At 63.2% G+C, this 14,074-nt stretch carries 13 protein-coding genes and 2 tRNA genes; 8 read left to right on the top strand and 7 right to left on the bottom strand.

The features are described 5' to 3' along the window. The first annotated feature begins 47 nt into the window (after positions 1–47). Together phoB and phoR are read left to right on the top strand one after the other, a co-directional pair. Complete coding sequence (phoB, locus tag NCS28_RS09350) at positions 48–749, top strand: phosphate regulon transcriptional regulator PhoB (RefSeq protein ID WP_061120967.1); 702 nt, start codon at positions 48–50, stop codon at positions 747–749. A 76-nt stretch (positions 750–825) separates the two neighbouring features. After that, positions 826–2,139 carry a phosphate regulon sensor histidine kinase PhoR gene (phoR, locus tag NCS28_RS09345; protein WP_250513559.1) on the top strand — a complete coding sequence of 438 codons (1,314 nt, stop codon included), beginning with the start codon at positions 826–828 and terminating at the stop codon, positions 2,137–2,139. 70 nt (positions 2,140–2,209) lie between these two features. Here the strand turns inward: phoR and ppk1 are convergent, their stop codons facing one another. After that, on the bottom strand, positions 2,210–4,273 hold the full coding sequence (ppk1, locus tag NCS28_RS09340; RefSeq protein ID WP_250513558.1) for a polyphosphate kinase 1: 2,064 nt from the start codon (positions 4,271–4,273) through the stop codon (positions 2,210–2,212). A 251-nt stretch (positions 4,274–4,524) separates the two neighbouring features. Here ppk1 and ppx point away from each other — a divergent pair, with 251 nt between their 5' ends. Continuing rightward, positions 4,525–6,036 carry an exopolyphosphatase gene (ppx, locus tag NCS28_RS09335; protein ID WP_250513557.1) on the top strand — a complete coding sequence of 504 codons (1,512 nt, stop codon included), beginning with the start codon at positions 4,525–4,527 and terminating at the stop codon, positions 6,034–6,036. Positions 6,037–6,090: 54 nt separating this feature from the next. Here ppx and NCS28_RS09330 read toward each other — a convergent pair whose 3' ends face one another. Both NCS28_RS09330 and NCS28_RS09325 read right to left on the bottom strand, forming a co-directional pair. Then, the gene (locus tag NCS28_RS09330) at positions 6,091–6,915 is read right to left on the bottom strand and encodes a GNAT family N-acetyltransferase (RefSeq protein ID WP_250513556.1); all 825 of its coding nucleotides are present in this window, start codon (positions 6,913–6,915) and stop codon (positions 6,091–6,093) included. A gap of 135 nt (positions 6,916–7,050) precedes the next feature. Beyond that, complete coding sequence (locus tag NCS28_RS09325) at positions 7,051–7,509, bottom strand: SixA phosphatase family protein (RefSeq protein ID WP_250513555.1); 459 nt, start codon at positions 7,507–7,509, stop codon at positions 7,051–7,053. Between the two features lie 105 nt (positions 7,510–7,614). On the opposite strand from NCS28_RS09325, the gene NCS28_RS09320 reads away from it, so the two are divergent. Both NCS28_RS09320 and NCS28_RS09315 read left to right on the top strand, forming a co-directional pair. Continuing rightward, a tRNA-Pro gene (locus tag NCS28_RS09320) sits at positions 7,615–7,691 on the top strand. 70 nt (positions 7,692–7,761) lie between these two features. Next, complete coding sequence (locus tag NCS28_RS09315) at positions 7,762–7,935, top strand: hypothetical protein (protein WP_250513554.1); 174 nt, start codon at positions 7,762–7,764, stop codon at positions 7,933–7,935. A 442-nt stretch (positions 7,936–8,377) separates the two neighbouring features. Here NCS28_RS09315 and NCS28_RS09310 read toward each other — a convergent pair whose 3' ends face one another. The 3 genes from NCS28_RS09310 to NCS28_RS09300 all read right to left on the bottom strand — a co-directional run bounded on the left by NCS28_RS09310 (position 8,378) and on the right by NCS28_RS09300 (position 10,448). After that, a complete protein-coding gene (locus tag NCS28_RS09310; RefSeq protein ID WP_502801172.1) occupies positions 8,378–8,698 on the bottom strand; it encodes a hypothetical protein in 321 nt (106 codons plus the stop codon). 29 nt (positions 8,699–8,727) lie between these two features. Next, on the bottom strand, positions 8,728–9,411 hold the full coding sequence (locus tag NCS28_RS09305) for a peptidoglycan DD-metalloendopeptidase family protein (RefSeq protein ID WP_250513553.1): 684 nt from the start codon (positions 9,409–9,411) through the stop codon (positions 8,728–8,730). Positions 9,412–9,536: 125 nt separating this feature from the next. Continuing rightward, positions 9,537–10,448 carry an aldose epimerase family protein gene (locus NCS28_RS09300; RefSeq protein WP_250513552.1) on the bottom strand — a complete coding sequence of 304 codons (912 nt, stop codon included), beginning with the start codon at positions 10,446–10,448 and terminating at the stop codon, positions 9,537–9,539. Positions 10,449–11,014: 566 nt separating this feature from the next. On the opposite strand from NCS28_RS09300, the gene NCS28_RS09295 reads away from it, so the two are divergent. From NCS28_RS09295 to NCS28_RS09285, 3 genes are all read left to right on the top strand, one after another. After that, positions 11,015–11,845, top strand: a complete 831-nt coding sequence (locus tag NCS28_RS09295; RefSeq protein WP_250513551.1) for an undecaprenyl-diphosphate phosphatase — start codon at positions 11,015–11,017, stop codon at positions 11,843–11,845. Positions 11,846–11,937: 92 nt separating this feature from the next. Next, positions 11,938–12,014, top strand: a tRNA-Arg gene (locus tag NCS28_RS09290). Positions 12,015–12,313: 299 nt separating this feature from the next. After that, complete coding sequence (locus NCS28_RS09285; RefSeq protein ID WP_250513550.1) at positions 12,314–12,769, top strand: response regulator; 456 nt, start codon at positions 12,314–12,316, stop codon at positions 12,767–12,769. On the opposite strand, the gene NCS28_RS09280 is transcribed toward NCS28_RS09285, so the two are convergent. Beyond that, the gene (locus tag NCS28_RS09280) at positions 12,669–13,997 is read right to left on the bottom strand and encodes a cyanate transporter (RefSeq protein ID WP_250513549.1); all 1,329 of its coding nucleotides are present in this window, start codon (positions 13,995–13,997) and stop codon (positions 12,669–12,671) included. The two genes, NCS28_RS09285 and NCS28_RS09280, sit on opposite strands and share 101 nt — an antisense overlap. Positions 13,998–14,074: the final 77 nt, after the last annotated feature.

The following is a 14,074-nucleotide window of genomic DNA, read 5'->3' as shown; positions in this document are numbered from 1 at the left end:
GCCGCGCGCAATCGTTTTAACTCAAGCAAAAAGGTCAAGAGGTGCCGATGCCCAGCAGTATCCTCGTCGTCGAAGACGAACCCGCGATCTCCGAACTGATTTCGGTGAATCTTCAGCATGCGGGACATTGCCCGATTCGCGCATACAACGCGGAGCAGGCGCAAAACCTGATCAGCGACGTGCTACCCGATCTCGTGCTGCTCGACTGGATGTTGCCCGGCAAGTCGGGCATCTCGTTCGCGCGTGAACTGCGCAACAACGAGCGCACGAAGCACATTCCGATCATCATGCTGACCGCGCGCGGCGACGAGCAGGACAAGGTGCTCGGCCTCGAGATCGGCGCGGACGATTACGTCACGAAGCCTTTCTCGCCAAAGGAACTGATGGCGCGCATCAAGGCGGTTCTGCGCCGCCGCGCGCCGCAGCTGACGGAAGACGTCGTCGCGATCAACGGCCTGCGCCTCGATCCGGCGACGCATCGCGTGGCGGCGAGTCATTCGGGCAACGACATCAAGCTCGATCTCGGCCCGACCGAATTCCGGCTGCTGCATTTCTTCATGACGCATCCGGAGCGTGTGCATAGCCGCACGCAGTTGCTGGATCAGGTGTGGGGCGATCACGTGTTCGTCGAAGAGCGCACGGTCGATGTGCACATAAAGCGTCTGCGCGCCGCGCTCAAGCCGGCAGGCTGCGATGCTATGATCGAAACGGTGCGCGGCAGCGGATACCGGCTTGCGAAGAGCGCCTGAGTTCGCGATCAGCGTCATCCGCTTCAACGTTCCGCATTAACGTTCCGCATCAACGTCACTCAGACTCGCCGACAACATGAACATCATCTGGACGCGTGCGATCGTGTCCCTCGCGCTGCTCGCCGCGCTGTGCGTCGCGATCGGCGCATTCGCGGGCGTGCGGGTCGCGCTCGCCTTCGCGGTGCTCATGCTCGTCGTGCAAGGCTTCTTCGTCACGTATCACATGCAGCGCCTGTGGCGCCTGCTCGAAGCGCCGGTCTATGGCGAAGTGCCGAGCGCGCTTGGCATCTGGGGCGAAATCTATTACCGCCTGCATAAGCTCGCAAAGCGCTGGCATGCCCAAGTGCGCCAGGTCGAGCAGCAGCATGCGCGCTTCATACAGGCGATCCAGGCGTCGCCGAACGGCGTCGCGATGCTCGACGATCACGACCAGATCGAGTGGTGCAACGCGATTGCCGAGAAGCACTTCGGGCTCGATGCCAAGCGCGACTTGCGCCAGCACATCACGCATCTCGTGCGGCATCCGGATTTCGTTCGCTACCTGAACGCGCACCACTACGAAGAGATGCTCGTGATGCGCGGCATGGGCGTGAATCGCAAGTACACCGTGTCGGTGCAGGTGTTTCCGTATGGCGACCATCGCAAGCTCATTCTCACGCAGGACATCACCGAGCTGGAGCGCACGGATTCGATGCGGCGCGACTTCGTCGCGAACGTGTCGCATGAACTGAAGACGCCGCTCACGGTGCTCTCCGGCTTTCTCGAAACCATGCGCGAGTTGCCGCTCGATGAAGCGGATCGCATGCGCTATCTAGACATGATGGAGCAGCAGGCATCGCGGATGCAGAACATCGTGCGCGATCTGCTCGTGCTCGCCAATCTGGAGGGCGACATGCGGCCCCCGGGCGAAGAGCTGCTCGATATGCGGGCTGTAATGCGGCATCTGGAGGACGATGCCAATAACCTGTCGAACGGAAGGCATCGGATCACGTTTCATTGCGACGATGCGTTGACTATCGCAGGGGCGGAGACTGAGGTGATGAGCGCGCTCGGCAACCTCGTGACGAATGCGGTGCGGTATACACCTGACGGCGGGACTATCGAGGTGACGTGGCAGCGCTTAAAGGAGCGTGCGGTGTTTACTGTGCGGGACAGTGGGCTTGGCATTCCGGCCGAGCATATTCCGCGGTTGACTGAGCGTTTCTATCGCGTGGATAGAAGCCGGTCGCGGGATACGGGGGGCACGGGGCTCGGTCTCGCTATCGTCAAGCATGTGTTGCAACGGCACAATGCCGAGCTCGATGTTAAGAGTGAGGTGGGGAACGGCAGCACGTTTATCGTAAGGTTTCCTGCGTCGCGGACTGCGTTGAGGAAGTCGCTGGCCGCGTGAGGCACTTTTTGGTTTCAGCTTTCGCTTGTGTTGTTACGGAACCCGGCAACAATACAACGAAGCAAACAAATCAAGAACAAAACTTGGCAAGCAACCCTAGCTGCGCATTGCGAATAGATTTGCCAGGCCGCCGCTTCCGATAATGCCCATCGCTCTGCATGACCCAAGCCGATTGATTATCGCCAAGACACACCGACAACCCTTCGGCAATCACCCTTCGCTTTAACCGCCGATCGCGAATCGGAAACGCCACTTCCACGCGACGAAAAAAGTTGCGATCCATCCAGTCGGCGCTCGAAAGAAACACGTCTTCCCTGCCGTTCGCATAAAAATAAAAGATCCGATGATGTTCGAGAAAGCGCCCGACGATCGACCTCACCGTGATGTTCTCCGACAGATCCTCCACACCGGGCTTCAGCGAACACACCCCCCGCACGATCAGATCGATCTTCACGCCCGCATGCGACGCCTCGTAAAGCGCGGCAATGACCGTAGGCTCCAGCAAGGCATTCATCTTCGCCACGATGCGCGCACGCCGTCCCGCGCGCGCGTGCTCGGCCTCCGCGCGGATCGCATCGATGAGCTTCGCGTGCAGCGTGAACGGCGATTGCCATAGCTGATGGAGCGCAATCTCGCCGCCGATGCCGGTCAGTTGCTGAAAGACGTGATGCACGTCCTCGCACATCTCCTGATCGGACGTCATCAACCCGAAATCGGTATAAAGACGCGCCGTGCGCGGATGATAGTTGCCCGTGCCCAGATGCGCATACCGCTTCAGCACGAGCTTGCCGCCTTGCGACACGCGCCGCACGATCAACATCATCTTCGCGTGGCACTTATGTCCGACGACGCCGTACACGACATGCGCGCCCACGGCTTCGAGCTGTGACGCCCAGTTGATGTTCGTCTCTTCATCGAAACGCGCGAGCAGTTCCACGACGACCGTCACTTCCTTGCCATTGCGCGCGGCCTGCATGAGCGCGTCCATCAGCGGCGAATCGGTGCCCGTGCGATAGATGGTTTGCTTGATCGCGACGACCTGCGGATCCTTCGCCGCCTGCAACAGCAACTCCAGCACGGGCTGAAAGCTCTCGTACGGATGATGCAGCAGGATATCGCCCTGATCGATCGCATCGAAGAGACTCGACGCGTTCGCGATCGCCTTCGGCACGGAAGGAATATGCGGCACGAACTTGAGGTCGGGCCGGTCGACCATTTCGGGCAACTGCATGAGCCGCACGAGATTGACCGGCCCGTTCACGCGATACAGATCGCGTTCGCTCAACTGACCTTCGTCGAGCAGACGCCGCACGAGATGCGGAGGCGTTTCCGCCGACACTTCGAGACGCACCGCGTTGCCCAGATGCCGCGCCGGCAATTCGCCCTGAAGCGCGACGCGCAGATTGGTGATCTCGTCTTCGTCGACGAAAAGCTCGCTGTTGCGCGTGATGCGAAACTGATTGCAACTGCGCACGACGAGATGCGGAAACAGCTCGCTGACGAAGTGCTGCATGAACGAACTCAGCAGCACGAAGCCGTGCGGATAACCCGACAGCGCTTCAGGCATGCGCACGAGGCGTGGCAGCGCGCGCGGCGCCTGAACGATGCCCATCATCGCCTGACGGCCGAAGGCGTCCGTGCCTTCCAGTTCGACGACGAAGTTCAGGCTCTTGTTCAGCACGCGCGGAAACGGATGCGCGGGGTCGAGGCCGATCGGCGTGAGCACCGGCAAGAGTTCGCTGTGAAAATATTCGCGCGCCCACGCGGTCTGTTGCTCGGTCCAGTCTTCCGCGCCGTGAAAGTAGATGCCTTCCATTTCGAGCGCCGGTAGCACGATGTCGTGCAGCATCGAGTATTGCTGGCGCACGAGACGCTGCGCGCGCTCGGAGACGAGGTCGTAGACGTGTTGCAACGACATGCCGTCCGGCGAGAGCGAGCCGGGGTTGTCGCGCATCTGCTCTTGCAGGCCCGCCATGCGGACTTCGAAGAATTCGTCGAGGTTGCTGCTCGTGATGCAGATGAAACGCAGGCGTTCCAACAAGGGAACCGTCGTGTCGGCGGCTTGCGCGAGGACGCGCTCGTTGAAACCTAGTATGCCCAGTTCGCGGTTGAAGAGCGGATAGCGTATGGACATCGGAGGGAGGGAAGGTGTCTCGATCAGATGGGCAAGGGAACTCTCGGATGCTCTCACAGTATGATGTGTTTTTTATGACAGAACGATTGTCACAAATTCTACTCACATTGCGGATAGCGTCGCTAGCGCGAACGCGCGGTTCCGAACGCGCCGGCGAGGGCCGCGGCCGCATCGGCATAGAATAGAATTCGTGCGCTGCAACAGCGCCGCTGTGACAGTGCCTTTCCCCACTTCACGACTCTGGATATCCGATGGTCACACATCCCCATCTACTTGCCGCCGTAGACCTCGGATCGAACAGCTTCCGGTTGATCGTCGGACGGGTCGAGGAAACGCCCGCCGGCAGCCAGATCTATCAGGTCGACGCGCTGCGCGAGCCCGTGCGGCTCGGCGGCGGGTTGTCGAAGGACAAGATGCTCGACCGCGCGTCACAGGTGCGCGGCTGGGAGGCGCTGAAGCGTTTCGGCGAACGTCTGCGCGACTTTCATCCGGATCAGGTGCGGGCCGTCGCCACCAACACGCTGCGCGTCGCGAAGAACGCGCACGACTTTCTCGTCGAAGCGGAAGCCGCGCTCGGTTTTCCGATCGAAGTGATCGCGGGGCGCGAGGAAGCGCGCCTCATCTATGCGGGCGCGGCGCACTCGGTGCCCGCGAGCGCGGGCAAGCGGCTCGTGGTCGATATCGGCGGCGGCTCGACGGAGTTCATCATCGGCTCGCATTACACGCCGATCCACATGGAAAGCCTGTATATCGGCTGCGTGAGCCATAGCCGCCAGTTTTTCCCGGCGGGCAATGTCGATGAATACACGATGCGCCAGGCCGAGCTAGCCGCCAAGCGCGAAATCCAGATCATCTCGAGCGAATACAAGGGCACCGGCTGGGACCAGGCGATCGGTTCGTCGGGCACGGCGCGCGCGCTCGCGGAACTGATCGAGGCGAACGATTTCAACGACGAAGGCATCACGCACGGCATCTCGCGCGGCGGGCTGGAGAAACTGAAGCGCGCGCTCATCAAGGCCGAGAACGTGAACCGGCTGAAGCTCGTCGCGCTGAAGCCCGACCGCATACCGGTGCTCGCGGGCGGCTTGTCGATCATGCTCGGCGTGTTCGAGGAACTGGGCATCGAATACGCCGACACGACCGATGCCGCGCTGCGACTCGGCGTGCTGTACGACCTGCTCGGGCGTTCGCAGCATCAGGACATGCGCACGGTCACGGTCGAAGGCTTCAAACGCCGTTATGGCGTCGATGCCGCGCAGGCCGAGCGCATCGGCGAACTGGCGATCAGCTTTTACGATCAGCTCGGCGAACCCGACGAGGACGTGCGCGAGGAAAATCGCATGTTCCTCGCGTGGGCGGCGTCGCTGCACGAGATCGGCTTGTCGATCGCGCATAGCGCCTATCACAAGCATTCCGCGTATATCGCGAGCAACGCCGACATGCCCGGCTTCTCGCGCACCGATCAGGCGCGTCTCGCCGCGCTCGTGCTCGGGCATGCGGGCAAGCTCGGCAAGCTCGCGCAGGCGCGCGACGTCGAATGGACCTTGCTCTTTTGCCTGCGGCTCGCCGCGCTGCTGTCGCGCCGTCGCACGGATGTCGGATTGCCCGGCATCGAGGTGAGAAAGGTGGGCGGCGGTTTCGAAGTGCGTCTGCCGAACCAGTGGGTGACGAACAATCCGCTCACCGATTACAGCCTCGTTCAGGAAGCGATGGAATGGGAGAAGATCGGCCGGCCCTATCGCGTGGTGTACACGGGCGATTGACGCCGCAACATGAAAGGACCCGTCGAGTGAGCGGGGCCTTTCTGTCTCAAGGCTTCAGCGTCCCTGCATGTCGCCGATGAAGTGCCGCGCGTAACGCGCGTTGATATCGGAAAGACGGAAGAGGGTGAGGAAGTCGGCGGTGTTGAAATCCGGATCCCACGCCGGCGCGCCGCAGATCTTCGCACCCAGGCGCAGATAACCTTTCACGAGCGGCGGCGGACTTACGTTCGCACCCGTGCGCAGTTCCTCGACGGGCAGCGGCGTGTGCGCGAAGGCGCGGTATTCGGGCGCGGTGAGCGCATCGGCGGGCAGCGAAGTATAGAGATTCGCGGCGTAATGCCCGCCGTCGATCATGCCGACGCTCGCGCAGCCGAGCATCGTTTCATAGCCGTTCTGCATCATGTACGCGGCGAGGCCGCCCCACAGCGACATGATCACCGCGCCGTTGCGATAGTCCGGATGCACGCACGACCGGCCCACTTCGACGAGCTTCGGCCGCAGATGCGTCAGGCGCGACACGTCGAATTCGCTTTCGGCGTACAGACGGCCAATGCGCACGGCCTGATGCGGCGGCAGCACGCGGTATGTGCCCACAACCTGCAGCGTGTCGAGATCGCGCACGAGCAGGTGATCGCAATAGGCGTCGAAGGCATCGACGTCGAGGCCCGCGGGGCCGGACAGACGCGCGCCCATTTCTTCGGAGAACACGCGATAGCGCAGGCGCTGCGCGTCGCGCAGGGCGTCTTCGTCGCGCGCCCACGCAACTTGCAGGCGCTCGCGGCCCGTGACGGTTTCCGACGTGCGCGGAAGGTGGCGGCGCGAATCGAGCGAGAGCGATGACGCTCCGAGTTGCAGGAAAGGCGTCGGCATATCTTGCATTGGCGTTCCTCGACAGGACGTGGCTTCAAGTCCTCGCCAATGTAGTAATGCACGGTGACGCTCGCATGGCGTCGCAATGACGTTTCGATGAAACGACACGCGCATGAACGCGAGCTTACGGTGCCGCCGCCGCGCTCAAAGCAGATCGGGATTGACGACCGCGCGCAGCACGACGTGGCCATCGCCGCCGCGCGTGCGTCCCTGGAACCACCAGATGCCCGCTTTCTTGATCGACCATTCCGATTCGTGGCCCGTCATGAGGAGCGCGGCGACGCGGCCGAGCGTCGGTTGATGCCCGATCACGACGACGGTCTCCGCGACCCCCTCCGGCCAGCCCGCCGCATCGAGCACGGCTTGCGCGCCGTTGCCCGGCGCGAGTTCATCGATCACGCGATAGCGGTCGCCGAAGGCCTCGGCGGTCTGGATCGTGCGCGTCGCGGGACTGGCGAGAAACACGGCGTCATCGGCGATGCGCGCCCTCAGCCACTTCGCGATGCCTTGCGCCTGCTTGCGTCCGCGCGGCGTGAGCTGGCGCGCGAGATCGCTCGACGCCTGATCTTCCGCTTCGGCGTGACGCCACAGAATGAGGTTCATGGATCGTCTCCGGATGATGAGTTCGCTTTCGAATGGAGCAGAAAGATGCATGCCCGCGTTTGGCATTGCGGATGCGAGCAAGGCACGTTACAATCTGCGGCTCGTCGGAGCGTAGCGCAGCCTGGTAGCGCATCTGATTTGGGATCAGAGGGTCGAAGGTTCGAATCCTTTCGCTCCGACCACGATACACGAAGGGGTTACAAGTTACGGCTTGTAACCCCTTTGTCTTTTCGACGCTCGTCCGGGAGTCTCATGCCGCGTATCGTTTTCAACCTCGTCTGCGCCGTATTCATTGCGTGCGGCTTCGCCGCCTGCGCCGACTCTGCGCATCAGAAGCATGAGCCGCAAGATCCGCCCGACTACAAGGGCGTGCCGACGGACATGACCCCGCCGTCGATGATCTCCGATCCCGCCAAGCCTCAATAAGCGCCATAAAAGGCGAAGCCCCGATGCGGGCACACCGGGGCTTCTGACCCGCGCAGGCCGTTCGCGCGGAGATCATGCGCGGGCTAAGAGCAGTCTATGGATATCGCCGCCTCGTGACTGTATGCGCTTGTTTCGGCGCGTAACGGGATGCAAGTCGGAGCGTGCGTCAGCCGACAGTTCGGAATCGGAAAACGCTACCTGTCACACAATTCAGAGTATTCATTCGAGCGAATAATTTGCCGGCAAAGTATGATTCGGCAATGTGTTTCAAAGTGTATCTGTCATGGATCTGCTCTGGGTTTTCGCCGCCGTCGCGCCGCTCGCCGTTGGGTCGCTCGTTGCATTCGCTGCACATATCGATCCGCTATCAGGGCATTGGCGCACGCCAGCCTCGAAGAAGCCAAAGAACGACGCGGTCGACTGCTGACGGCGCGTGCAACGGTTACTGCTTGCAGCGAATCACCATCGAGCGGTTCTTGATGTTCGCGCCGAAAATCCCGCCAACGGAGCCGCCCGCGGTCGCGCCGTTATCGGCATCCTTCGAGACCACGTCGTAACCGTACGCCCCGCACACTTCGCCCGCCTGCTTGTAGCAGGCCGCCCAGCTCGTGCTGGCATCGCCGCCGCTGCAGTTGATCGCAAAGCCGGTGTCGCCCGAAGGCAGATAGGTCATCGTCGCCGTGTGCGCGCATCCGGCGAGTGCGCCGGTCAAGGCGAGCGCCGCGCCGAGCGCGGCCGTGTTCATCCTCATCGTCAATCTCATCAATCTTCCTCGTAACGTCCGCCGGGCTTTCAGCGCGGCGGTAGATAGCGCGCCGGGTCCGTCGAGCGGCCCATGTAGCGCACTTCGAAATGCAGCATCGTGCGATCGCTGTCGGTATCGCCCATTTCGGCGATCTGCTGGCCTTGCTGCACGGTCTGGCCTTCCTTCACCAGCAGCACGCGATTGTGGGCGTAGGCGGTCAGATATTCGTCGTCGTGCTTGACGATCAGCATGTTGCCGTAGCCGCGCAGACCGTTGCCCGCGTAGACGACATTGCCGGTCGCGGCGGCGACGACGGGCGTGCCCGGCACATTGGCGATATCGATGCCCTTCGAGTTCTTGCCGTCGAAGCCGCGAATGATGCTGCCCTGCGCCGGCCAGACGAGCGTCACGCCCGGTCCCGCCTTGTTCTGCGACGACGCTTGCGCGCCGGCATCGCTCTTCGCGCTGCCCGCAGCCGACGACTCCGCCGCGCTCGCGCTTCCCGCCGGCGGCGCGATGCGCAGCACCTGTCCGACCTCGATGGCGTCGGCATTCGAGAGCCCGTTCCAGCGCTTGATGTTCGCGACTGTCGTGCGATTCGCACGCGCGATTTTAGACACGGTGTCGCCGCGCTCCACGCGATAAAAGCCCGGCGCGACCGGCCCCGTTCCGCAAGCGGCCAACACTGCGATGAGCGATGCGCAGACGAGCCGTCGAATTCTTTTTTGCAAACCTGACCTCGTAAAGCACTGCCGCGAGAGGTGCGCAGCACGATCGCGCGGCGAGTCGAAAGGCAGGATTTTACCGTCTCGGGTTTCCCCGGACAGAAAGGCGCTTCGTGCAGGCGTCCTTCGCCTTATTCGTCGTGCGTGACGACGAGCCTGAGCAATGCCGTCTCCGTCTTGCCCGGTGCGAGCCAGCGCAGGCCGCGGCCATTGTGGATGGCGTCGGGCAGGCCGATCCACGGCTCGACGCAATAGAAGTCCGACGTGTCCGCTTCGGTCCAGGTCGTCACCGCGTACCACGGCACCGAGTCCGGCTGCTGCAGCTCGAAGCCGACCGTGCGCTTCAGGCCCGGCAGCTTCACCAGTACCGGTTCATCGGACTGTCGCGTGAAGCAGTGAAACGTATCGACGATACCCGGGTCGGCGAGCGAATAGCGCGGCAGGCCGGGCTCGGCTTCGGTGATCGAGCCGTCCGCGAGTTGCCGGCGCCGCTCGGTGCGCGGCAGCTCGACGCTGCTCTCGGCGCGCTGGCCGTGCGGCAGATGAAAGTAGAAGTGATGCCCGGCGTAGTAGGGCAGCGCGACCTCGCCAGGATTGGACGTCGTGAGCTCGACTTCGAGCGTATTGCCGTCGACGATGCGGTACGCCGCCTCGAAACGGAACGCGAACGGATAGCCGTCGCGGGTCGCGTCGCTGTCGACGAGCGTCATGCGGAGGCCGTGGCCGTCCGCGTCGCGCGTGCTGGAGAAGGGCAGGTTGCGCGCGAAGCCGTGGGTCGGCAGGGCATGCACGACGCCTTCGGGGTCGCGCCATTTGCCGATTTCGCCATCGACGAAATGACGTCCGAGAAACGGAAAGAGCAGCGGATTGCCGCCGCGGATCTTGGCCGGATTCGACCAGTCGGGCGCATTCGCTCCCGTGGGCCAGTGCACGACCGGCTCGCCGCCGACGCGCCAGGTCATGAGCCGTCCGCCCGCGTGCGGCGCGAGCCGGATGGCGGCGCCGTCGCGCTCGATTTCGATGACGTCAATTTCCGATGACATGATGGCAGGCGCTCCGTTGAATGACGATGCGCCGCGCGCGGCGATCCGGCGCGGCTAGACCCGACGATTCTGCCTTGGAATTCCGTCGGGAAAAACCCTTTGCGGGAAATTGCGACTGAGCAAGGCTCGCGCGATATGTTGTTATGTGGTTCCTGTGTTGGGCATCAGACGGACAAGGAGCAGTCATGGATCTGGCGATGGAAATGGGCGTCGCGATGTTCGCCCTCTTCGGCGCGAGCACGGCAGTCTTTCTTTACAAGCTGGCGGCCTGAGGGCCATCGCGGTCCTGCAACGCCGCGCGGCGCTTGGGCGTGCGCTTTCTTTCGTATCGCCTGTATTCTGCTTGCGATCATTCTTCGTTTTCCCGACGATTGACTGTCGACGCATTTTGTGTGCGGTTTGCGCTTGGCGCTCGATTTCGCCACCGGCATAATCGGTCCCGTTTGCGCGCCGTATCGGCTTTTCCTTCCTGTTCCCATTTCCCTTATGCCTCGTTCGGCTTCGCGTGATGCGAGGGATGGAACTGCACGGCGCGTCCTTCTTCCTCCTCAAAAAAGGACCGACGCGTGACTCTGTGGTTTCTCGTATTCTTGAGCGTGCTCCAGGGCGTGACCGAACTCTTTCCGGTCAGCAGTCTCGGCCACACCTTGCTCGTTCCCGGGCTGATCGGCATGCACATCGACAAGCACGCGCCGCAGCTGCTGCCGTTTCTCGTCGCATTGCACCTCGGCACGGCCATCGCGCTGCTCTGGTATTTCCGCGTGCGCTGGATCGCGCTGATCCGCGGCTTCGTCGCGTCGCTCGGCGGCCGCGCGAACGACGACGGCCACATGATGTGGGCGCTCATCATCGGCACGATTCCGACGGGCATCGTCGGACTGCTGCTCGAAAAACGGCTCGAGGCGATTTTTCACGATTTGCGGATCGTCGCGGCGGCGTTGATCGTGAACGGCGTGCTGCTGTGGCTGGGCGATCGTTTGCAAAGAAGCCGCGCGGTGCGCGCGCCGCAGAAGCTCACGTTCAAGCAGGCGTTTCTCGTCGGCCTCGCGCAGATCGGCGCGCTGATTCCCGGTTTTTCGCGCAGCGGACTGACGATGATCGCGGGCGTGGGCGCCGGGCTCACGGCGGAGGCGGCGGCCGAATTCTCGTTTCTGCTCGGCACGCCGATCATCTTCGCAGCGGGCGTGCTCGAATTGCCGAAGCTCTTTCACGCGCCGGGGCAACTGGCCGATTCGGTGCTGGGCGGCGTGCTGACGGGCATCGCGGCGTATCTCAGCGTGCGCTTTTTGATGCGCTACTTCGAAGGGCACGGCAAGCTCGCGTCGTTCGGCGTGTATTGCGTGATCGCGGGGATCTTCTTCCTTGGCTGGTTCGTGATGCATCCGCAGCCGGTGTGACGAACTCGGGACTAGCGCGGCGGCGAATGAGGTAAAATCGCGGTCTCTTCTGATGCGCGGCCGCTTTTGTCCTTGCCGCGCGCTCCGGTTCTCCGCCCTTAGCTCAGCTGGATAGAGCAACGGCCTTCTAAGCCGTAGGTCACACGTTCGAGTCGTGTAGGGCGGGCCAAACGGCCTGCGTCGAGCCCAGTCTTTGCGACTGGGATCTTTGTTTTTATGGCGCTCGCGGGAACGGTCCTCAAACATCAGCATGGCTAAGCGAACCGGCACACGCTGCCAAGCTGGCCCACTTCCTGCCCATCCTCCAGCCATACACGCGCCGATCCCGCGCCCCACAACCCTTCGGAAAAACTAACCATCTCGTACAAGCGAATCTTCCGCCCATCAACAGTGCGCCGATGCGTCATCCTGGAGCGCAATGCGCCATAACGGTGACAGCGACGAGCCGATCGACGCAAGAGGAACGACTTGAACAATCGAGCATACGAAACCAGCCTGGCGCAATGCTCGCTATGGAACCGCAAGCAGTCGCGCCTGCAACCGGAGTCGCGGCGCGTGCTGCTCGCGCTGCCGGAGCGGGTGCTCGGCGCGTCGCTCGCTTCCTTGTTCGAATTGAAGGGCTTTCCCGCGCAACTCGCGGTGGACGCGGCATCACTCAAACAGATCGCGCGGGAATGGCGTCCGCATGTGCTTTTTCTCGATACGCGCATCGGTGGATGCGGCAACTACGCGCTGGTCCGCGCGCTACGCGAGCTCGATGACGACGCCAATCGCCTCATCATCGCGATGAGCGGCTTTCTGCCCGAAGAGCCGATCGCGCATCTCAAGGAAGCGGGCTACGACGGGCATTGCCGCCGTCCGTGCCCCGTGTGGCAGATGACCGATCTGCTCGACGAGTTCTTTGCCTGTCACGCGGTGCGTTGAGCGCGCCGTCCTGCTCACGCATCGCGCGCGCATAGCTGCGAGGCCCGAACACGACATTCAGCGCGATCATCGCGACGAGGCTCGCGGCCAGCGTCAGCCACGACATCGCGAAGCCGCCGCTCACATCGCGCACGACGCCCGCGACGACCGGCGCAATCGCCGCGATGACGAAGCCCACGCCCTGCACGAACGCGACGAGCCGCGCGGCCAGTGCGGGGTCGTCTGCGTGATCGAGGGTCAGCACGAGCGAGAGCGCGAACACGCCGCCCAGTCCGCTGCCGAGCAACGCGACGACCGCGAGCGGCGCCGACAGCGGCGCGGCGAGCAGCAGACCGAAGCCCGCCAGTTGAGCGACGAGACCGAGCGCGAGCCACGGACGAAGGTCGCGGCCACGTCCGAAGCGAGCCGCCGCCATCGGCAGAAGCAACGCCGATGCTGCCTGGAACATGGTCAGCATTGCAAGCAGCGCGCCGCTCTCGCTCACGCCGCGGCCGAGTTGCTGGTAGTACGCGGGCAACCATGCGACGAGACTCGTATAGCCGCCATTGACTAGCCCGAAGAAGATTCCGAGCGTCCACGCCCGGCGATTCAAAAAGAGCGACGGCGCGGGTTTCGCGTGGACATTCGACGATGGGCGAGGCAACGCGTCGGCGCGCATCAGGAGCATCCACGCCGCAAGCGCGAGCAGCGCGGGCAATGCCCAGAACGCGAGCCCCGCCTGCCACGACACGCGCGCCGCGACCGCCGGCGTGATGCTCGCGCCGAGCCCGCCGCCTGCCATGATCGATGCGGAGTAGAGGCCCATCGCGAAGGGCAGGCGCGCGGCGAAGCGAGTCTTCATGACGCCGGGCAAGAGCGCCTGAATGACCGCGACGCCCGTGCCCGCGATTGCCGCGCTCGCGATGAGCGCGTCCGCGTTGCCGGCGACGAATCGCCCCGCACAGGCGGCGACGATCGCGATGAGCCCGATCGCCACGCCGCGCGCCTGGCCGACCGAGCGTGACAGCGCGCTCGCGCCGAATGCGCAGACGCCCATCGCGACGACGGGCAAGCCGGTAAGCATCGAAGCGCCGCGGAACGACAATCCCGTCGCGTGCAGAATCACGCTCATCAGCGGACTGATCGAAGTGAGCAGCGGCCGCAGGTTCAGGCCGATCGCGACGATCACCGCGAGCCACGCCAAGTTCGATGCGCGCGGTGCATCGACGATCCATGTCGATGGTTTCATACGATTGAATCCTCCCGGCGCCGTGTAATTTGGTTGACCATTTTATCGTTATTTGGTCAACCAAGAATACGCGAAAC

This window comes from Caballeronia sp. INDeC2, assembly GCF_023631325.1.
Classification (GTDB): domain Bacteria; phylum Pseudomonadota; class Gammaproteobacteria; order Burkholderiales; family Burkholderiaceae; genus Caballeronia.
This window is presented reverse-complemented; position numbering and strand designations above follow the sequence as displayed.